The following is a 17597-nucleotide window of genomic DNA, read 5'->3' as shown; positions in this document are numbered from 1 at the left end:
GTAGGGAAGCATCTGAAGTCGCCAGTTCAGCGTGGTTCAGTTGGGAAGCTTCATGAACCGTAAGGATCTTGACCCCACGTCATCGCCCTACGCACCCCTCGGCGTGCAGCTCCGCCGCTTCCGCGACGCGGCCGGGATGACGCAGGTCAAGTTCGGGAAAGTCATCTCCTACTCCGGCTCCTACGTCTCCAGCATCGAACGCGGAGTCCGGCGGCCGAGCCGCCGTTTCGTCGACGTCACGGACACGGAACTCAAGACCGGCGGCACGCTCTCCCTGATGCTCGACCAGCTCGAACACAGCATCTTGATAGAGGGATTCCCCGAGTACGCCGAGCAGGAAGCCGAAGCCATCGCACTCCGGCTATTCGAGGTCGGAGTCATTGCAGGACTCCTTCAGACCCCCGAGTACGCGGCCGCCTACGAGCAGGCTCCGGTCAGGCGGGGCACGGTTACTCAGCAGCAAGCCGACGAACGTATGCGGTTCCTCCTCACCCGCCAGGAACGGATCCGTCGAGCGTCTCCGCCCTTCATCCACGTTGTACTCGACGAATGGTGCCTGCGACGCCCGATCGGTGGACGAGCCGTGATGGCACGCCAGTTGGCCCACCTGGAGGATCTGGCGAGCCAGCCGAACATGACCATCCAGGTAGCGCCGATCAGCCTTGGAGAGAACCGGCCGTTCTCACACCCGGTGACGATCCTCACGATGCCGAACCGGTCGCTTCTCGGCTACTCGGAGACCCACCACCGAGGCTTTCTGGAGCGCGACGCGGAAACCCTTGCGGGCTGGGCCAGGGAGTACGATCGGCTGCAAGTTGAGGCGCTGCCACTGGCCGCGTCGCTTGAGCTGATCCGCGCGGTACGGAAGGAATTTGAAAGTGCACCTTGACCTATCCGGCGCTCACTGGCGCAAGAGCACGCACAGTGGACAGGGCGGCCAATGCGTCGAGGTGGCAGACAGCTTCACCGGCATCGTCCCGGTCCGCGACTCCAAGGACCCCAGCGGCCCGGCCCTCGTCTTCCCCTCCTCCGCCTGGCAGTCCTTCGTCACCGCTGTCCGCACCGGCGAGTTCGGCGCCAACTGAACCTTGCCTGTGCGCCGCCGCCCCGCCTCGGGGCGGCGGCGCACGGCCGTCCGACACCGCCCAGGAGGACCCGACATGGCCGATGACAAGCCGGGCGAGAGTCACTCCGGGATCTGGCTGAGCCGTTACGAGTTCTTCAGCAGCGGCCGCGACGACACGTTCACCGGGCTGCACCACGTCGTCCTCACGCAGCACGGGAACCGCATCTCAGGGCACTCGTTGCCCGACGCGTCGTCCAACCCCGGTTCCCCGCTGACCTTCGACCTGACCGTCGACCGGAACGTCGTCACCGGCACCTGGGTCGAGCAGACCGCGCCCGACGGCTACTACCAGGGCGCCCGGTACCACGGAGCCCTCCAGCTGCTGATCGACCCGACCGGGCGGCGCATGGCCGGCAAGTGGGTCGGCTTCGGAAAGGAATCCGATGTGAACACGGGGCCGTGGGATCTGCGGCTGCTCGACAAGTCCACGACGGACGACACGCTGACCCGGTACAGCTCACCGCCCGGTGAGTAACGGGTCGCGCCCTTGCCCCGCCGCCCACGCCGCGACCTCAGGGGGTGTTGAACGGTGATCCGGTCCAACATCAAAACCGGGCACGACCGCGAGGTGTTCGCCGTCTACCCGTACCGGTCGGCCTGCCCTCGGTCGGTGTGGGCGCAGCTGATCGCCGGGGCCCGGTCCGAGGTCTTCCTCGCCGGGTACACCAACTACTTCGTCTGGCTGGAGCAGCCCGCCCTCCTGCAGACCTTGCGGCGCAAGGCCGAGAGCGGCTGCCGCATCCGCTTCCTCCTCGGCGCCCCCGGCTCCGACACGACGCGCCGGCGTGAGCAGATCGAGGACGTGGCCCTCACAGTGTCCACCCGGATCGGGGTCACCCTGGAGAACCTCGCCAAGCTCTCCGACGCCCCGGGCATCGAGGCCCGTTTCAGTGCCGCCGAGGACGGACCGAACCACGTCGGCCTCTCGGTGTTCCGCTTCGACGAGCACGCGCTCGTCACCCCCCACCTCGCCCGCACCGTCGGCCACGACTCCCCGCTGATGCACCTGCGGCGCAGCGAGGAGAACGGCATGTTCGACCGCTTCGCCGAGCACATCGAGGAACTATGGTCCCGGGGAAGCGACATCCCAACGACCGCCCGCAACTGACCGGGTTTCGCCGCCCCGCCGCCCGCACCGGGCGGCGGGGCGTTCTGGCTCCCGGGTCCTCGGCTCCCTACCCTCGTTCGCACGACGGCCACCACCTCACCGCCCCCGAACATCCCGCATAGGAAGTCGACCCCGCCGACTTCCCACTCCACCGACCGACCAGGAGGCACCCGAAGTGAACGGCGACCACCCCGGCACTTGGCGCAAGAGCACCTACAGCAGCGACGGAGGCCAGTGCGTCGAGGTCGCTCCTGGCCTCCCGAACGTCATGCCCGTACGCGACTCCAAGGACCCCGACGGCCCGGCGCTCCTCTTCTCCGCCGACGCCTGGCAGTCCTTCGTCACCGCCGTCCGCGCCGGCGAATTCGGCATCAGCTGATCCCGATCACTGCCATCCGGCCCGACGGCACCGCGCGCACCCGCTGAAGCCGAGGCCCGGTTGTCTTCGCCCCGCCGCCCGGGCCGGGCGGCGGGGCGTTCTGGTTCCGGGCCCTCGGACTCCCTACCCTCATGCCATGAGCAGCCGCGCCGCGCCACCGCCCCTCCACTCCGTGTCCGTCGCGGGGGCGGTCGTGCGGGCGGACGGGCGGGTGCTGGCGATCCGCCGGGCCGACAACGGGACCTGGGAGCCGCCGGGCGGTGTGCTCGAACTCGCCGAGACCGTCGAGGACGGCCTGCGCCGCGAGATCTACGAGGAGACCGGCCTCAAGGTCGGCGTGGAGCGACTGACCGGCGTCTACAAGAACACGGCTCGTGGCGTCGTCGCCCTCGTCTTCCGCTGCCACCCCGAGGACGGCACCGAGCAGCTCTCCCCCGAGTCCACCGCCATCGCCTGGCTCACCCCCGCCGAGGTCGCCGACCGCATGGGCGAGGTCTACGCCGTCCGCGTCCTCGACGCCCTGCGCCCCGGCCCTCCCCACATCCGCGCCCACGACGGCCACCGCCTCACCGACCGTGCACAGGAAGTCGGCCCCGCCGACTTCCCACTCCACCGACCGACCAGGAGGCACCCGAAGTGAACGGCAACCGCCCCGGCACTTGGCGCAAGAGCAGCCGCAGCAACAACGACGGTGGCGCCTGCGTCGAAGTGGACGACGCGCACCCCGGCCGGGTTCGGGACAGCAAGGACCCCGACGGCCCCCGCCTCACCTTCTCGCCCTCCGCCTGGCAGTCCTTCGTCACCGCCGTCCGCACCGGCGAATTCGACGCCCGGTAGGCCTACTTCACCCCGGAGTGGGAAGTCGGTCCCGCCGACTTCCCACTCCGCTCGCGCAGCCTGCTCGGGAGGGCCTGCCGAGGTGACGTCGGACGGTCAGTGGTGGGCCTGGTCCAGCACGCTGCGGCAGTGGGCCCAGGCCGGCTCGGACAGCAGGGGCTGCCATCGGGTGAACAGGTCGAGGAGGTCCGCCCCGTGGCGGAGGCGGACCTCTGGGCTGATCGCGGCGATGTCCAGCTCGTTGGCGGCGGTGAGTTCGGCGAAGTCCCGGCGCACTTCGAGGCCTGGATGGATCGGTGTGCCGGTGAACCGGTCGACGAATGTACCTCGGGTGTCGGTCAGCCCGCGGTAGGACGACTCGCGGTCGCAGGAGGCGTAGAGGTAGACGAGTGCTTCGGCCTCGGCGCCGATCGCCTCGACCAGTTCCGCCCGGCGCCCCAGGTCCAGCAGTGCGACCGGGAACCCGTCCGTCCCGTAGAACGCGTGACACAGCCCGGCCGACACCAGCGCCGGGCGGGCGCCCCACGAGGCGAGGAGGGCGCTGACTCGCCGCAGGTGCGCCAGCAGTGTTCCGCCGGGGTGTTCGATTCCCTCGGCTCCCGCCGCCTTCAGGATCGCCAGTGCTTCCGCGGTCATCGCGACATCACCGCAGGATCCGGTTGCTCTTGTCGCGGTGGGTTGGGTTGAGCTGGGGATTCAGCAAGGTGTCTCATCGGTCTGTCCTCGGATTCGTCTCATCGTTCTGTGGCGTTCTGCGGGGCAGGGTGTGCTGGCGGGTGGCGAGGACGTGCTGGGCGGCGCGTCTGCCTTCCGAGGTGAGGCGGTAGTAGGTGCGTCTGCCGCCGGGGCCGCATCCAGGGTGGGGCCCCGGCAAGCCATTCGGCTTCTTCTTCGGGGCGTGCGGTGGACCAGCCGAGGCCTTCGAGTCCGGTCAGCACGGGGTAGAGCGTTCCGAGATCGGTGCCGGTGCTCTGGTGGACGCCGAATCCGTATTCGGGCTGTGCGAGGACCGCGAGGAGTTCGGCGCCGTGGGCGGTGGGCGTCATGGGTCGGCTGCCGGTGTGCGTGTCTCTGCGGTGAAGCAGCTGGGTTCCGATGTCGGCCTCCAGGCGTTGGAGTCGGGTCACGCGGGCGGTCGGCCTGGGCGTGAGGCGGATGGCGCTTCTACGCTAGGAGCCGATACGACGGATTCGGGGGCCAGGATGATGGGTCGTATGCTGGCGGGGCGCTACCGGCTGAGCGAGCGGATCGGTTCTGGCGGTATGGGAGTGGTCTGGCGTGCTGAGGACCTGGTGCTGCACCGTCCTGTGGCCGTCAAGACGATCGCCGCCGGCCCAGGGGTGTCGCCGGAGTCGGCGGCCCGACTGCAGCGCGAGGCACGGGCCGCGGCTGGACTGTCCGACAGTCCGCACGTCGTCACCGTGCACGACTTCGGCCAGGACGGCGACACGCTCTTCATCGTCATGGAGCTGGTCCAGGGCCGGCCCCTGGACCAGCTCCTGGCAGCCGACGGCGTGCCTTCCCCCGCGCGTGCCGTGCACTGGGCCCGACAGGTTTGCGCCGCCCTCGCCTTCGCCCATGAACGCGGAATCGTTCACCGCGACATCAAGCCCGCGAACGCGATCCTCACCCCGGACGGGACGGTCAAGGTTCTCGATTTCGGGATCGCCTGGTTCCACCCCGCCCTCGGGCTCGAGCAGTTGAGCCGGACGGACAACGTGATGGGAAGCGCGCCCTGGATGTCACCGGAACAGGCACGTGGCCGCGATATCGGCCCGGCGTCAGACTTGTACTCCCTCGGATGCCTGCTCCACCAACTTCTCACCGGCACTCCGCCCTTCGGGCAACGCGACCTGGTTTCCCAGCTGGTCGCGCACGCTTCGGAAACCCCTGAGCCACCCTCACGGACTCGGCCGGGCCTGCCCCCGGAACTCGACGCCCTGGTCTCGGACCTTCTGGCGAAGCTACCCGAACAACGGCCCGCGTCGGCGGCGGAGGTCGCCGCGAGGCTCGGCGCGATGGGCGAACTTCTCGGCTCACAGGCCACGGTGGCCGCGCCCCCACGCCCCACGCTCCCGCCCGTCCCGCAGAGCGTGCCCGTCCCGCAGAGCGTGCCCGTCCCGCAGAGCGTGCCCGTCTCGAAGAGCGTGCCCGGCGACGCCTCCACGGGCGGTGGTCGGAAGGTGAGCAGGCGGACGGTACTGATAGGAGCGGGTGTCGTCGTCACGGGTGGCGCGACCGCCGTGGTCGTGCCGAAGGTCCTGGACGACGGAGGAGGGGGGAAAGGCAGCGGCTCGTCGTCGGGTGAATCCACCGGTGCCACCGTCCAGCAGGCACGGCCCCGGTGGAGTTCTCCCGAGCGGTACGTGCTCGGTCAGGTGGGCTCCGTCCTCATGTCGGGCACCGCCGAGGGGGCCGTTCTCCGGGACGCGCAGTCGGGTGCCACGCTGTGGCAGTTCCCCGATCGCACCAAGCTGATCCGCGGCGATGCGCTCGCCCTCTCCACGGACTCCGTGCTGGCCGTCGTCGAGTCCTCCGAGGAGGTGCGGTGCCTCGACATCCGCACCGGCCAGATCCGTTGGTCGCATTCCCTGAATGTCGGGGGTGGCGAAGTGAGCGACGGTACACACGTCGCCGCCGCAGGGACCGCCCTGTACGTCGGGTTCGCCCGGCATCTCTGGCGCCTCGATCCCTCCAACGGCAAGGTGGTCTGGACATACCGGCTCCCTGGGGACCTGGACGTCTTGACGGGTCTGGAGCCAACCGCCGGCGTGCTGCTGGCACGCGACACTGAGCGCGCTTGGCTCGCCGTCGCGCCGGACACGGGCAAGGAGCTGTGGACATATCCGACCACGTCCAGCAGCGAAGACCAGACGATCGCCGGCTCCGCCGACGGCCGGATCTACTTCGAGGGACAAGACGAACTGCACATCGTCACTGCCGCCGACGGCAAGGTCCTCGCGCCGCTCAAGGCCCAAGGCAAGATCGTCCCCGAGCACGGTCTTGTCGTCGGCAGATCATCCGATGCAGACGAGGTAGCCGCCTGGAGCCTCGCCGACGGCCGCCGCCTGTGGACCGCGGCGAATGCCCGCGTGGTGCGAATGGCAGGCACCGCCCTCCAGCTGAGAACGTTTCCCCAGGGCGTCGGCAACCGTGCCATCGACATCCGCACCGGCAGCCCCCTGTGGGAGGCAGAGGACCTGCGCGACGTCATGCCCGAGACATGGGCGGCCATACCGGTGGCCGGCCCATGGTCTTTCGCCCCTCGGAACGCCGACTCCGATCTGGTGCTGATCGATCCGGCAAGCGGCCGACGAAGCAGTCCCGTGCGGTTCCCGCAACGGACCCTGCAGGTAGCCGAGGTCATCGGCGGCACCGTGTACGCCACCTGTGACGACAGCGCGACTATCGATGGACACCTTCACAACCCGACCCTCTACGCCGTTGATCGCCCGGAGTGATGTCTCAGCGCTCTGTCGCCACCGACACGGCAGTGACGAAGTGCTGAGACTCCGACAGATCTCATGCGAACCTACAATCACCCGCCCGAACGTTCGTCTTCTGATCCGAAGCACCCGTGATCGTAGAACGGAAGCGCCCCGGCTCGGACGGGCGGACCCGACGACGCGGTTGCGGCGCCTTCCCGGATGCCGTGTCGCGCCGTGTCGGGCCTGCCGCCGCCTCCCGGTGTGGCCGCCGTCACACGCGCGTGATGTCACGTCGGACGCCGCTACGCGGTCCTCATCTCGAAACAGAACCGCGAGAAGGGGATCGTGAGAAATGAAGACCGTCATCGTCTGCGCGTCCGTGTCGCACGGCAATACTCGTCGGGTCGCCGACACCATGGCCCACGTCCTGGACGGCGCGAAGGTCGTCTCCCCCGAGCAGGCCGGCCCGGCGGAGCTGGCCGGCGCCGACCTCATCGGGTTCGGCTCGGGTGTCTTCTACGGCAGGCTCCACCCTCAACTGACCGAATTCGTCAGGGCGCTTCCCGCCGGGCGGGGCCGGGCGTTCGTGTTCGCGACCAGCGGGCTCCCGGAGATGCCGTTGGCGCCGTTCACCCGCCCGCTGGCCCGGCTCCTGGAGGGCAAGGGCTTCGAGGTGGAGGGGAGTTTCCTGTGCCGGGCGTTCGACACCTGGGCACCGTTCAAGCTGGTGGGCGGCATCAACAAGCAGCGGCCGAACGGCGCGGACCTGGCCGGCGCCCGGGCGTTCGCCGAGCGGCTGCGGGACGGGCGGCCGCAGGACGGGCGAGGGTCACTGGCCTAGCCTCGCGCTCCCGCTGCCCGAGCGGCGGCGGGCTCCAGGACGAAGACGGGGATCACCCGCTCGGTCTTCTCCTGGTACTCGGCGTACGGCGGGTACGCGGCGACCGCGCGCTCCCACCACAAAGCCTTCTCGTCCCCGGTGACCTCACGGGCCGTCATGTCCTGCCGTACGGGCCCGTCCTGGAGCTCGACGTGCGGGTCGGACGTGAGGTTGAAGTACCAGAGCGGGTGGCGTGGGAAGCCGCCGTTCGAGGCCACGGCCGCGTACCGGCCCTCGTGCTCCACGCGCATCAGCGGGCTCTTGCGGATCTTGCCGCTCTTCGCGCCGCGTGTGGTGAGGATGACGACGGGCAGGCCCGTGTCCCAGAGCGTCAGTCCCCGCGTGCCGCCCGAACTCTCGTACAGCTCGACCTGCTCGCGCACCCACGGCACCGGATTCGGCGCGTACTCGCCCTCAAGAGGCATCGCGTTCATCCCGTCGTCACGTCAACCCCCGGGCGGGGAAGCCTATCGGGTGCCTGCCGGGAGCAAGCCGCAGGCGGTGCACGACACGCGGGTCCTAGGGAGTGGAATCGGCTCCCTGTTCGGCGAAGGTCCGCATCGCCTCGCCCAGGAATTCCACCATCTTCGGGTGGTAGGCGTTGTGGAATTCCCTCATGGCGTCGTCCTCGGCGTAGAAGAGCGCCATGCCGGCGTAGGCGCGCATGCTGGGGGTGTAGAAGCGGCAGGCGATGGCGAAGTGCCGGCGGACGAGGTCCTGGATGTGCGGGTCCCCGGGCCGGGAGGTGTCCAGGCGGGCCGCGATGTCCCGGTACAGCGCGTCCCAGTCCCGGTGGACCAGGGGCCTGTCGACGTGCGCCCAATTGTCGGTCTCGGCAAGGCTTTTCGCCTGTTCCTCGGCCAGCGACCGACGGCACTCGTCCTCGTACTGATTCCCCATGTCACCAATTCCGTCGGCCTGCTGTCAATCCCGCCCGAACAGTGACACGGGCCCGCCGGGTCGGCAAACCATTTACCTGAGCGGCTCAGTCGAGGCAGAACTCGTTGCCCTCGATGTCCAGCATCCCGATGCACGACTCGTTCTCGTCATCGGCGAGCAGGACCCGCTCGCACACCGCGCCGAGTGCGACCAGCCGGTCGCGTTCGGCCTTCAGCACGGCCAGGCGTTCCTCGCCGACGAGGCCGGTGCCGACCCGGACGTCGAGGTGGACGCGGTTCTTGGCGGTCTTGCCCTCGGGGACGCGCTGGAAGTACATCCGCGGGCCCTCGCCGGTGGGGTCACTGGCCACGAAGCACGCGCCCCGCTTCTCGGGCGGCAGGGAGAGGTTGTACGCGTCCCAGGTGGCGAATCCCTCCGGCGGCTGCGGGGCGACGTAGCCCAGCACCTCGCACCAGAACCGGGCGACGCGTTCGGGGTCGGCGCAGTCGAAGGTGACCTGGAACTTCTTGACCGATGGCTTGACCGATGGCATCCGGTCACCCTAACAGCGGGCCCTTTCCGGCTTCCGCCCGATTTCCGGCGGGAATCCCCGTGTTGGCGACTTCACGGCCGGGTGGCGGTGACCTGGACGGTGTCCTGTCCTGGCCGCCGTGTTCGCATCGGCGCTAGCCTGCGTCCCCATGACACGCCGTTGGCTCATACCCGCCCTGTTCCTGCTGTGCGGCTCGCTCCTCGCGGCCGGGTCGGCGTTCGGCGGTGGCCCGGGGCCGGCCGCGGGGCTGCTGGCGGTGTTCGTGCCGCTCGCCGTCCTGCACTCGCCGCTGGTCTTCCCGAGGTCGCTCGGCGTGGCGCAGGCGCGGCGGCGCAGCGCCGCCGACGGTCGGCCGGTGGTGCTGTGGCGGCCGGGCTGCAAGTACTGTCTGCGGCTGCGGTTTCGGCTGGGGCGGGACGCGCGGCGGGTGCACTGGGTGGACATCTGGCGCGACCCGGAGGCGGCGGCGGCCGCGCGGGAGGTGAACGACGGCAATGAGACGGTGCCGACGGTGTTCGTGGCGGGCGGGGCGCGTACCAATCCGCCGGTGGAGTGGGTGCGCGCGCAGCTGGCCGGGCCGGCCGGGGAAGCCTGACGGTCTGCGGGTCAGTTCCCGGCGGTGAGGAGGGCGTCGGTGGAGGTGACGGTGGCGCCCAGGTCGCGCAGGGCCCGCAGGGCGGCGGTGTGGGCGGGTGCGGACAGGGCGGTGACGGCGTCCTCGACGACGGTGGTGGGGTAGCCGAGGGCGACGGGTGGTGCCGGGCGGGCGGGTGCGGCGCCGGGTGACGGGGGTGGCGGGCTGGCAGGATGGGCGCCATGGAGCGTGTGGTGGGAATCGGCGGGTACTTCCTGCGGGCCGCGGACCCGGCGGCGCTGGGCGCCTGGTACCGGGACTGCCTGGGGCTGGACGCGGACGAGCACGGGCTGTGGCGTCAGGAGGCCGGGGCGACGGTGTTCGCGGCGTTCGAGTCGGGGACGGACTACTTCGGGTCGCGGGCGCAGCAGACGATGCTCAACTTCCGGGTCCGTGACCTGGAGGCGATGCTGGCGCAGCTGCGGGCGAAGGGGGCGCGGGTGGAGGAGCGGACACAGGAGATGGCGGGGGTGGGCCGGTTCGGCTGGGTCACCGATCCGGAGGGCAACCGGGTGGAGCTGTGGCAGCCCGCCTGAGCGCGGGGGTTCGATGACGGGCCCGGGGTCGGACGACGGGTCCGGGGCTGTCGGGTGAAAGCGGTGGCAGCGGCGGGCGGTGGGCGGCGAGACTGCTCGGATGGACACTCCCGTACCGGACCTGCGCGTCCGCGATGTCGTGCCCGGCTACGCGGGCATGCACCCCCTGGTCGCCGAACTGGTGCTGCCCGAGGGCGCGTCGATGTCGGTGATGAGCACGCTGGAGACCTCCCGTGAGCTGATCCGGCACTCCTACTACCGGTACGAGTTCGCGACCGTCGCCGTCACGCACTGCCTGCTGGCGCTGGAGGAGGTCCTCACGCAGCGGCTGGGCGACGAGGACGCCGACCTGCCGGAGCTGATCGGGCGGGCCGCCGGGGCGGGGCTCGTCTCGGCCTACCTGGCCGGGGAGTTGGGGCGCGCGGTGCGGGTGCGCGAGCGGATCGCCCGGGGCGCGGCGACCAGCGGCACCGTCAACCCGGTCCGGGCCGTCGACCTGGTGCGCGCGGTGTTCGACACCATCGCCGTGCTGCTGCGCCCGGCGGACGGCGCGGCGCAGGCCTCCGGTGAGGAGGATCCGCGCGAGCGGCTGACGCTGCTGTGGGAGGAGCACCGCCGGGCCGCGTTCCCGGAGAGCTTCCGCGGCGTGGCCGTCGACGGCGCCGACCTGATCATGCTGGACTCCGACGTCGCCGGCCTCGTCGAGCGGGAGCTGGAGCGCGGGCTCGACGGGGACGGCCTGGCCCGCCTGTGGGCGGGCATCGGCGACCTCGACCGGGCCGTGCCCCTGCTGGACGAGGAGTACTGCGCCGCGTACTTCGCCCGGCTGCGCACCGCGGCCCACCTCGCGGCGTCCCGTCACGTGCCCCCGGCGGCCTGACCCGCCCCCTAGGGCCGCCGGAGTGGCCGTTCCGCGGGGAAACCGGTTTGCCGCCCCGGGGGCGGGTGGGTAGCGTCGCCGCTCGTGACCACCCCGACCCTGCGTACCGCGCGCCTGGAGCTGAGCCCCTACGTCCCCGGGGACGAGGAGGACTTCGTGGCCCTGTTCCAGGACACCCGGGTGTCGCGGTGGATGGGTGACGGGCCCTCCTCGGAGCAGGAGGACCGGGCGCTGTTCGGGCGGATCTTCACCAAGGTCTACGCCCGGGAGCTGTTCGACGTCTGGGCCGTGCGCCGGGACGGGCTGCTGGTCGGGCACGCCGAGATCAAGCCGACCGACGCGGCCCCGGGCCAGGAGATCGTCTACGCGCTGTCCCCGGCGGCGTGGGGCTCGGGCCTGGGGACGGAGCTGGCGCGGGCCCTGGTGGCGTACGGCTTCGAGGCCCTCGGGCTGGCCGAGGTGCACGCCACCGTGGCCGCCGAGAACGGCGCCTCGCTGGCCCTGCTGGAGCGGATCGGCTTCGCGCACGTGCGGGACATCACCGAGGACGACGGCAGCACCACCCGCCTGCTGACCGTGCGTGCGACGCACGGTCAGCAGGCGGGTGGGGGGCGCTAGCCGCGGTCGGGCACCGGCCGCACGGCACCGGCCTCGGCCTCAACCTCGTCCGCGTCCGTGCCGTCCGTGCCGTCCGTGCCGTCGGCGGCCGGCTTGGTGCGCAGGACCGCGCGGGCCTGTTCGGCGGCGCGCACGATGCTCTCGCTGATGAAGTCGAGGAAGCGGGCGACGTTCTCCAGGCGGTGGGCGGCTGGGGTGTCGGCGCCGAGGACGGCGACGCCCTGGCGCGCGGTGGCGACGAGCTGGTCGTTGGCGCGGGCGCTGGCGATGGTCGCCTGGTAGAAGAGCTCGTCGTCGACGAAGTAGCGGTCGCGGCGGCGTTCGTCGCGTTCGCGGCGCACCAGGCTCTGGCTCTCCAGGAAGGCGATGGCCTTGGAGATGGAGGCCGGGCTGACGTCGAGGCGCTGGGCGAGCTGGGCGGCGGTGAGGCTGCCGGCGTCGGTGGTGAACAGGCAGGTCAGTACCCGGGCCGTCATCTTGGGCAGGCCCGAGCCCATCAGGACGGTGGTGAGGGTCTCCTCGTAGTCGGCCACGGCCTCGCTGTCGCGTCCGTGCGCCCGGGGGGCGGCCTGCGGGCCGTGGGGGGCGGCGGGCTTGCGCCGGTGGGCGCGGCGTTCGGTGGCGCGGTGGGCCAGGTCGGCGCGGTAGGAGGTGGGGCCGCCGTTGCGCATCACCTCGCGGGTGACGGTGGAGGTCGGGCGGTCCAGGCGCCGGGCGATCTCGGCGTAGGGGAGGCTGTCGGCCAGTCCCAGCGCGATCTGCTGGCGTTCCTGCTGGGTGAGTCGGCCTCCCGGCATCGGGTCTCCTCGGTGGTGCTCGTGACGGTCCTTGATCCCTGACGCGCCCACCATAGCGTTCACCTCCAAGCCATTGCAATGAGCAGACCCCCTGACGTTGCATTACCATCCAGGACCGTTGCAACAGTTTCCCGCATCTCACCTGCGAATATGGGAATCTGACGCAACGAGCATGTTGCCGCTCCCTTGAAAGCAACGTAGCGTTTCCGGTGTCAGAAACAACGTCGAGCACCGGAGAACACGATGCACACCTTCACCACCCCCGCCGCGGTCACCGCCGTCCTCGACATCCCCGCCGGACGCGTCCGGCTGATCGCCGGCGACCGCGCCGACACCACCGTCGAGGTCCGCCCCGCCGACCCCGCCAAGACCCGCGACGTGCGCAGCGCCGAGCAGATCACCGTCGACTACAGCGAGGGCCTGCTGCGGATCCGCACCACCGAGAGCGCCGGGATCTTCGGCCCCGGCTCGGTGGAGGTCACCGTCCAGCTGCCGGCCGGCTCCCGCGTCGAGGCCAAGGCCGAGGCCTGCGAACTGCGCGCCGTCGGCCGCCTGGGCGACCTCGCCTTCGACGGCGCCCACCGCCGGATCGAGATCGAGGAGGCCGACGGCGTGCGCCTGACCGCCGTCGACGGCGACGTGGAGATCGGCCGGCTCAACGGCCCCGCCGAGATCGCCACCGCCCGCGGCGACATCCGCATCTCCCAGGCCCACGGCGGCGTCCTCACCCTCGCCACCCAGTCCGGGAACATCACCGTCGACGCCGCCCCCGGCGTCTCCGCCGCGCTGGACGCCGCCACCGGCCACGGCCGCATCGTCAACGCCCTGCGCAACGACGGCACCACCGCCCTCGACATCCGCGCCACCACCCCGCACGGCGACATCACCGCCCGCAGCCTCTGACCCTCGGCCCGCCCCGTCCGTCCGTCCGTCCGTCCGTCCCGCAGGAGAGGCCCCGCCATGAGCATCAACGTCCAGCCGTCCCGGTGGAGCGGCCTGGTGCCGGTCGACGACACCGCCCTCGCCGTCACCGACACCGGCGGCCCCGGCACCCCCGTGGTGTACCTCAACGGCCAGTTCGCCACCCAGGGCTACTGGCGGCGCGTCATCGCCGAACTGGGCACCGGCTACCGGCACATCACCTACGACGAGCGCGCCCGCGGCCGCACCTCCCACCGCTCCGCCGACTACTCCTTCGAGGCCGCCGTCCGGGACGTCGACGCCGTCCTGTCCGCCCGGGGCGTCGAGCGGGCCCTGGCCGTCGGCTGGTCCTACGGGGCGTTCGTCGGCGCGCACTGGGCCCACCGCAACCCCCGGCGCGCCCTGGGCGCGGTCCTGGTCGACGGCGCCCAGCCCTACGACTGGCTCGACGAGGCCATGGAGCAGCGCATCCGCAAGCAGTTCCGCCTCTGGAGCCCGCTGCTGACGCTGCTGCGCCCCACCGGGCTGACGCCCCGGATGAACGCCGGGGAGCTGGCCGAGTGCAACATCGAGCTCGGCCGCGTCGCCCGCGAGCGCGACCTGGCGCCCGTCCTGGACGGCATCACCGTCCCGACCCGGTACGTGGTCGCCTCGGGGACCTCGCTGGGCAGCCGCGGCGACGAGCAGGAGCGGATCCGCGCGAGCCTGGGCGCGGTCGCGGCCCGCAACCCGCACATCGAGATCAGCGCGAAGGTCGCGAGCAACCACGGCGCGATCCTGAAGAAGGACTTCCGCGCCGTCGCCGCCGCCGTGCGCGAGGTCACCGCCGCCGACCGTACGGGCGCCTGACGGCCGGACGGGCCGGGGGCTACTGGGGGTTGCCGTTGGCGGCCAGGCGGGCGCCCATCTGCTCGTGGGCCCGCCGGGAGTGGGCGTTGGCCGGGTCGTGGACGAGCCGGAGGTAGTCGTAGAGGACCTGCACGCACCGGTCCCGGGTGGGGTAGGAGGCGTCGGCGGCCAGGTCCAGGCGGTCGGTGACCTCCATCAGCCGGCCGTCGTCCGCGGCGTAGACCGGGTGCCAGCGGAGCTCGACCGCCGGGTCGAGCGCCATCACCACCCGCAGCTGCGGCACCTCCTGCGCGATGAGGACGCTGTCGGGGTCGTACGCCCGCAGGAAGATGTGCACGGGGCCGCGGGCGCGGCTGACGAAGGCCTTGGACAGGACGTTCCACATCGGCGTCTTGAGCAGCCAGTCCGTGGTCAGGGTCAGCCGGTCGACCACCCCGCCGAAGGCCGTGGCCTCCAGCGGGGTGTGGCCCTTGGCGCGGGCGTAGTCGCTGACCTCCCGGCCGCCGGACCACAGGGCCAGCGTCGGCGTGTCGATCTCCAGGTGGTCGCCGACGACCTTCACCAGCTCCTGGTACCAGGTGTTGGACGCGCGGTGGTCGCGCTGTTCCTGACGCCCGGTGAACGTCGCCATGGCCTCGTCGTTGAGCCGGCCCTGCTCGGCGATGCCGCCGAGGACGAGCTGCCAGGCGACGTCCGTGACGGCGTCGGGGAAGCCCGCCCGGGCCATCAGGTCACGGAAGTCGCCCCACTCGCCGTGCGCGGTGGGATCGGCGGCGTCGCGCCGCGCCCGCTCCCTGGCCCCGGGGTCCGCCAGGCGCTGCAGCCGGCGCGTCACCGCCGCGTTGCCCACCGTCCGCTGCAGGACGGCGAGTTCGCCCGGCCCCGGCGCCCTCCCCGCGGCCGTCCGCGGCCCGGTGGCCGGGGTGGTGTGCCGTCGCGGCGCCGCCTCGGCGCCCGGTGCCACCGGGTGTGCCACGCTCCTGCGCACGTCTGCCCCTCCCCTGCCGCCGCCCGGGCTCCCCCGGCCCCCAGGCTAGGCCCCCGCCGCCGCTCCCGCGAGGCCCCACAGGGCAGCCCGAGGGCAGAACCCCGGTGCGGGCCCTGACGCGGGTGCGAAGCGGCCGCGCAGCGCAGGCGGCCGTCTGATATCACCTTTGATCTCCCAGGATGCCCCGGCCTTCAGGCCGGGGAGGAATGGGGGCTTGGCTTGGGGCCGCGTAGCGGCGGAGTGATCTCCGGGTGTTCTGGTGTGGGCCGTTGTCAGTGCCTGTCGTTAGGTTGATTTCGTGCACCTGAGGTACTCGTATCGCATCTATCCGACGGTGGGTCAGCGCGCTTCGCTGGCCCGGACGTTCGGTTGTGCACGGGTGGTGTACAACGACGCTCTCGCGGCACGGAAGGAAGCCCGCAAGGGTGGCTTTCCGTATCCCAAGTCCACGGATCTTCAGAAGCTGGTGATCACCGGGGCGAAGAAGACCGCGGAGCGGGCGTGGCTGGCCTCGGTCGGGGTGGATCCGTTGATCCAGTCCCTGCGGGATCTGGACACGGCGTACCGGAACTTCTTCGACTCGGTGTCCGGCAAACGCCAGGGGCGCCCGGTCGGTCTTCCCCGGTTCAAGTCCCGTAAGGACAGTCGGCAGTCGCTGCGGTTCACCCGCAACGGGTTCCGTGTCCGTCCCAACGGCAAGCTGTACCTGGCGAAGATCGGCGACGTGCGGGTGAAGTGGTCGCGGGCACTGCCCGCGGACCCGTCGTCCGTGACGATCGTGCTGGACCCGTCCGGCCGGTACCACGCGAGCTTCGTCGTCGATGTCGAGCCGGAGGTGCTGCCCGAGGTCGATGCCGAGGTCGGCATCGACCTCGGGCTGACCACCTACGCCGTTCTCTCGGACGGCAGCGTGATCGACAATCCGCGCTTCCTGCGCAAGGCGGAGAAGAAGCTCAAGGCCGCGCAGCGGGAGCTGTCCCGCAAGGCCAAGGGAAGCAAGAACCGGGCCAAGGCCCGGCGCAAGGTCGCCAGGGCGCACGCCAAGGTGGCCGACACCCGCATGGACTGGCTGCACAAACAGACCACCAAGATCATCCGCGAAACCCAAGCGGTGTACCTGGAGGACCTGAACGTGCGCGGCCTCGCCCGTGGCCGACTCGCCAAGCCCGTCCACGACGCCGGATGGTCCACCTTCCGGCGACTCCTCGAAGAGAAAGCGGCCCGGTACGGGCGCACGGTCGGGATCGTGTCCCGCGCGTTCCCGTCCTCTCAGCTGTGCTCGGCGTGCGGGCACCGTGACGGGCCCAAGCCCCTCGCGGTGCGCGAGTGGGCGTGCAACGAGTGCGGTGTGCGGCATGATCGTGACCTCAATGCTGCTCGGAACATCCTGGCCGCCGGGCAGGCGGACAGGCTAAACGCCCCTGGAGGGCCGGCAAGACCCGGCGTGGCGATCCCACGCCAGGCACGGCCCGTCGAACGGGGAACCCACCTCAGCGACCCGCCACGCACGGATGTCCGTGCCACGGGCGCGGGAGGAATCCCCGTCCGCTAGGACGGGGAGGATGTCAACACCGTCTCCACCTGCCTGATCGACCACCTCCCGCAGGACGGCGACCACTTCGCCACCGCCGAGAACGCCCTGGCCGCCTGCGCCGGGCTGCCCGTCCCCCGGGAGGCGAGGCTGCTGGCCGTCGAGGTACCCGCCAGCCCGGCCGCCGCCCTGGCCTCCGAGATCCACCGGGCCAGCAGCTACGAACCGGTGCTCCTGCCCCGCCTGGAACACGTCGGCCCGGCGCCGCGCCTGCCCGGCGGAGCCCACCCGCTCGGGTGGGAGGTCCTCGGCTACGACCTGGGCGCGCTGTGCGACTGGCTGTGCCACGACCTGTACCGCGACGCGGTGCGCGAACTCGGCGTCGCCACCGACGGGCACGGCCTGCTCCCGGACGCCGCCACCGCCCACCGCGTCGCCGCGTGGGCCCAGGCCCGTGACGACACCGCCCCCGCCCTCTGGTTCCCGGCCCGCCTGACCGCCTGGGACCTCCCGCCCGCCGCCGGCCCCGTCGGCGGCTGAGCACACGCGCACGGCGGGCACCCGGCAGGGCCCGCCGGCCGGGCGCCCGCCGGCCGTTCCCGAGCGGGCTTGAAGGTGGCGATGCCCGTAGCCCGGCCCACCCGGGCCGCCGC

General features: G+C 71.5%; 23 protein-coding genes and 1 pseudogene. 17 read left to right on the top strand and 7 right to left on the bottom strand.

Annotation, left to right across the window (positions count from 1 at the left end):
- Positions 1 to 52: 52 nt before the first annotated feature.
- The 7 genes and pseudogenes from ACYP53_RS41375 to ACYP53_RS41345 all read left to right on the top strand — a co-directional run bounded on the left by ACYP53_RS41375 (position 53) and on the right by ACYP53_RS41345 (position 3450).
- The gene (locus ACYP53_RS41375) at positions 53 to 889 is read left to right on the top strand and encodes a helix-turn-helix domain-containing protein (RefSeq protein WP_459651248.1); all 837 of its coding nucleotides are present in this window, start codon (positions 53 to 55) and stop codon (positions 887 to 889) included.
- A complete protein-coding gene (locus ACYP53_RS41370; protein WP_459651247.1) occupies positions 879 to 1085 on the top strand; it encodes a DUF397 domain-containing protein in 207 nt (68 codons plus the stop codon). The genes ACYP53_RS41375 and ACYP53_RS41370 overlap by 11 nt, the downstream gene beginning before the upstream one ends.
- A 96-nt stretch (positions 1086 to 1181) precedes the next feature.
- A pseudogene (locus tag ACYP53_RS41365) lies at positions 1182 to 1601 on the top strand (XRE family transcriptional regulator); the annotation flags it as partial.
- Positions 1602 to 1655: 54 nt separating this feature from the next.
- The gene (locus tag ACYP53_RS41360) at positions 1656 to 2234 is read left to right on the top strand and encodes a DUF5919 domain-containing protein (protein ID WP_459651246.1); all 579 of its coding nucleotides are present in this window, start codon (positions 1656 to 1658) and stop codon (positions 2232 to 2234) included.
- Positions 2235 to 2409: 175 nt separating this feature from the next.
- Positions 2410 to 2613 (top strand): DUF397 domain-containing protein, encoded by a 204-nt coding sequence (locus ACYP53_RS41355; protein ID WP_459651245.1) that lies wholly within the window; start codon positions 2410 to 2412, stop codon positions 2611 to 2613.
- Positions 2614 to 2749: 136 nt separating this feature from the next.
- On the top strand, positions 2750 to 3253 hold the full coding sequence (locus tag ACYP53_RS41350) for an NUDIX domain-containing protein (protein ID WP_459651244.1): 504 nt from the start codon (positions 2750 to 2752) through the stop codon (positions 3251 to 3253).
- On the top strand, positions 3250 to 3450 hold the full coding sequence (locus tag ACYP53_RS41345) for a DUF397 domain-containing protein (protein WP_459651243.1): 201 nt from the start codon (positions 3250 to 3252) through the stop codon (positions 3448 to 3450). The genes ACYP53_RS41350 and ACYP53_RS41345 overlap by 4 nt, the downstream gene beginning before the upstream one ends.
- A 96-nt stretch (positions 3451 to 3546) precedes the next feature.
- On the opposite strand, the gene ACYP53_RS41340 is transcribed toward ACYP53_RS41345, so the two are convergent.
- Positions 3547 to 4086 (bottom strand): DUF6817 domain-containing protein, encoded by a 540-nt coding sequence (locus tag ACYP53_RS41340; RefSeq protein ID WP_459651242.1) that lies wholly within the window; start codon positions 4084 to 4086, stop codon positions 3547 to 3549.
- 578 nt (positions 4087 to 4664) lie between these two features.
- On the opposite strand from ACYP53_RS41340, the gene ACYP53_RS41335 reads away from it, so the two are divergent.
- Both ACYP53_RS41335 and ACYP53_RS41330 read left to right on the top strand, forming a co-directional pair.
- Complete coding sequence (locus ACYP53_RS41335) at positions 4665 to 6911, top strand: protein kinase domain-containing protein (protein WP_459651241.1); 2247 nt, start codon at positions 4665 to 4667, stop codon at positions 6909 to 6911.
- 319 nt (positions 6912 to 7230) lie between these two features.
- Positions 7231 to 7719 (top strand): flavodoxin family protein, encoded by a 489-nt coding sequence (locus tag ACYP53_RS41330; RefSeq protein ID WP_459651240.1) that lies wholly within the window; start codon positions 7231 to 7233, stop codon positions 7717 to 7719.
- On the opposite strand, the gene ACYP53_RS41325 is transcribed toward ACYP53_RS41330, so the two are convergent.
- The 3 genes from ACYP53_RS41325 to ACYP53_RS41315 all read right to left on the bottom strand — a co-directional run bounded on the left by ACYP53_RS41325 (position 7716) and on the right by ACYP53_RS41315 (position 9190).
- Complete coding sequence (locus ACYP53_RS41325) at positions 7716 to 8183, bottom strand: nitroreductase family deazaflavin-dependent oxidoreductase (protein ID WP_459651239.1); 468 nt, start codon at positions 8181 to 8183, stop codon at positions 7716 to 7718. The genes ACYP53_RS41330 and ACYP53_RS41325 overlap by 4 nt on opposite strands.
- 94 nt (positions 8184 to 8277) lie before the next feature.
- Complete coding sequence (locus ACYP53_RS41320) at positions 8278 to 8658, bottom strand: TipAS antibiotic-recognition domain-containing protein (protein WP_459651238.1); 381 nt, start codon at positions 8656 to 8658, stop codon at positions 8278 to 8280.
- 85 nt (positions 8659 to 8743) lie between these two features.
- Positions 8744 to 9190, bottom strand: a complete 447-nt coding sequence (locus ACYP53_RS41315) for a VOC family protein (RefSeq protein ID WP_189926848.1) — start codon at positions 9188 to 9190, stop codon at positions 8744 to 8746.
- 148 nt (positions 9191 to 9338) lie between these two features.
- On the opposite strand from ACYP53_RS41315, the gene ACYP53_RS41310 reads away from it, so the two are divergent.
- Positions 9339 to 9785, top strand: coding sequence for a glutaredoxin domain-containing protein (locus ACYP53_RS41310; RefSeq protein WP_189925376.1), 447 nt, complete (start codon positions 9339 to 9341; stop codon positions 9783 to 9785).
- Positions 9786 to 9796: 11 nt separating this feature from the next.
- Here the strand turns inward: ACYP53_RS41310 and ACYP53_RS41305 are convergent, their stop codons facing one another.
- Positions 9797 to 10111 carry an isochorismatase family protein gene (locus ACYP53_RS41305; RefSeq protein WP_459651237.1) on the bottom strand — a complete coding sequence of 105 codons (315 nt, stop codon included), beginning with the start codon at positions 10109 to 10111 and terminating at the stop codon, positions 9797 to 9799.
- On the opposite strand from ACYP53_RS41305, the gene ACYP53_RS41300 reads away from it, so the two are divergent.
- The 3 genes from ACYP53_RS41300 (at position 10007) to ACYP53_RS41290 (ending at position 11858) form a co-directional block, all read left to right on the top strand.
- The gene (locus tag ACYP53_RS41300) at positions 10007 to 10360 is read left to right on the top strand and encodes a VOC family protein (RefSeq protein ID WP_459651236.1); all 354 of its coding nucleotides are present in this window, start codon (positions 10007 to 10009) and stop codon (positions 10358 to 10360) included. The two genes, ACYP53_RS41305 and ACYP53_RS41300, sit on opposite strands and share 105 nt — an antisense overlap.
- 100 nt (positions 10361 to 10460) lie before the next feature.
- A complete protein-coding gene (locus ACYP53_RS41295) occupies positions 10461 to 11240 on the top strand; it encodes a hypothetical protein (RefSeq protein WP_459651235.1) in 780 nt (259 codons plus the stop codon).
- Positions 11241 to 11324: 84 nt separating this feature from the next.
- Entirely contained in the window at positions 11325 to 11858 is a 534-nt protein-coding gene (locus ACYP53_RS41290) for a GNAT family N-acetyltransferase (protein WP_459651234.1), read from the top strand.
- Here ACYP53_RS41290 and ACYP53_RS41285 read toward each other — a convergent pair.
- Positions 11855 to 12655, bottom strand: a complete 801-nt coding sequence (locus ACYP53_RS41285) for a helix-turn-helix domain-containing protein (protein ID WP_459651233.1) — start codon at positions 12653 to 12655, stop codon at positions 11855 to 11857. The two genes, ACYP53_RS41290 and ACYP53_RS41285, sit on opposite strands and share 4 nt — an antisense overlap.
- Positions 12656 to 12898: 243 nt before the next feature.
- On the opposite strand from ACYP53_RS41285, the gene ACYP53_RS41280 reads away from it, so the two are divergent.
- Entirely contained in the window at positions 12899 to 13558 is a 660-nt protein-coding gene (locus ACYP53_RS41280; RefSeq protein WP_459651232.1) for a DUF4097 family beta strand repeat-containing protein, read from the top strand.
- A 57-nt stretch (positions 13559 to 13615) separates the two neighbouring features.
- Positions 13616 to 14425, top strand: coding sequence for an alpha/beta fold hydrolase (locus ACYP53_RS41275; protein WP_459651231.1), 810 nt, complete (start codon positions 13616 to 13618; stop codon positions 14423 to 14425).
- A 19-nt stretch (positions 14426 to 14444) separates the two neighbouring features.
- Here ACYP53_RS41275 and ACYP53_RS41270 read toward each other — a convergent pair whose 3' ends face one another.
- Positions 14445 to 15413 carry a hypothetical protein gene (locus ACYP53_RS41270; RefSeq protein ID WP_459651230.1) on the bottom strand — a complete coding sequence of 323 codons (969 nt, stop codon included), beginning with the start codon at positions 15411 to 15413 and terminating at the stop codon, positions 14445 to 14447.
- Positions 15414 to 15711: 298 nt separating this feature from the next.
- Here ACYP53_RS41270 and ACYP53_RS41265 point away from each other — a divergent pair, with 298 nt between their 5' ends.
- Positions 15712 to 16965 (top strand): RNA-guided endonuclease InsQ/TnpB family protein, encoded by a 1254-nt coding sequence (locus ACYP53_RS41265; RefSeq protein WP_459651229.1) that lies wholly within the window; start codon positions 15712 to 15714, stop codon positions 16963 to 16965.
- A gap of 207 nt (positions 16966 to 17172) precedes the next feature.
- Positions 17173 to 17484: a hypothetical protein gene (locus ACYP53_RS41260; protein WP_189925356.1), complete on the top strand. Its 312-nt coding sequence runs from the start codon at positions 17173 to 17175 to the stop codon at positions 17482 to 17484.
- Positions 17485 to 17597 lie beyond the last annotated feature (113 nt).

The organism is Kitasatospora sp. Ki12 (genome assembly GCF_054601375.1).
Note: the sequence above shows the minus strand (reverse complement) of the source record. Positions and strands in the feature narration are given on the sequence as shown.

What these genes read in the sequence shown, in the direction of transcription:
- ACYP53_RS41375 (WP_459651248.1), top strand. Translation starts at nt 53, where the DNA reads ATGAACCGTAAGGATCTTGACCCCACGTCATCGCCCTACGCACCCCTC.
- ACYP53_RS41350 (WP_459651244.1), top strand. Translation starts at nt 2,750, where the DNA reads ATGAGCAGCCGCGCCGCGCCACCGCCCCTCCACTCCGTGTCCGTCGCG.
- ACYP53_RS41340 (WP_459651242.1), bottom strand. Translation starts at nt 4,086, where the DNA reads ATGACCGCGGAAGCACTGGCGATCCTGAAGGCGGCGGGAGCCGAGGGA.
- ACYP53_RS41335 (WP_459651241.1), top strand. Translation starts at nt 4,665, where the DNA reads ATGCTGGCGGGGCGCTACCGGCTGAGCGAGCGGATCGGTTCTGGCGGT.
- ACYP53_RS41330 (WP_459651240.1), top strand. Translation starts at nt 7,231, where the DNA reads ATGAAGACCGTCATCGTCTGCGCGTCCGTGTCGCACGGCAATACTCGT.
- ACYP53_RS41325 (WP_459651239.1), bottom strand. Translation starts at nt 8,183, where the DNA reads ATGCCTCTTGAGGGCGAGTACGCGCCGAATCCGGTGCCGTGGGTGCGC.
- ACYP53_RS41320 (WP_459651238.1), bottom strand. Translation starts at nt 8,658, where the DNA reads ATGGGGAATCAGTACGAGGACGAGTGCCGTCGGTCGCTGGCCGAGGAA.
- ACYP53_RS41315 (WP_189926848.1), bottom strand. Translation starts at nt 9,190, where the DNA reads ATGCCATCGGTCAAGCCATCGGTCAAGAAGTTCCAGGTCACCTTCGAC.
- ACYP53_RS41310 (WP_189925376.1), top strand. Translation starts at nt 9,339, where the DNA reads ATGACACGCCGTTGGCTCATACCCGCCCTGTTCCTGCTGTGCGGCTCG.
- ACYP53_RS41300 (WP_459651236.1), top strand. Translation starts at nt 10,007, where the DNA reads ATGGAGCGTGTGGTGGGAATCGGCGGGTACTTCCTGCGGGCCGCGGAC.
- ACYP53_RS41295 (WP_459651235.1), top strand. Translation starts at nt 10,461, where the DNA reads ATGGACACTCCCGTACCGGACCTGCGCGTCCGCGATGTCGTGCCCGGC.
- ACYP53_RS41285 (WP_459651233.1), bottom strand. Translation starts at nt 12,655, where the DNA reads ATGCCGGGAGGCCGACTCACCCAGCAGGAACGCCAGCAGATCGCGCTG.
- ACYP53_RS41280 (WP_459651232.1), top strand. Translation starts at nt 12,899, where the DNA reads ATGCACACCTTCACCACCCCCGCCGCGGTCACCGCCGTCCTCGACATC.
- ACYP53_RS41275 (WP_459651231.1), top strand. Translation starts at nt 13,616, where the DNA reads ATGAGCATCAACGTCCAGCCGTCCCGGTGGAGCGGCCTGGTGCCGGTC.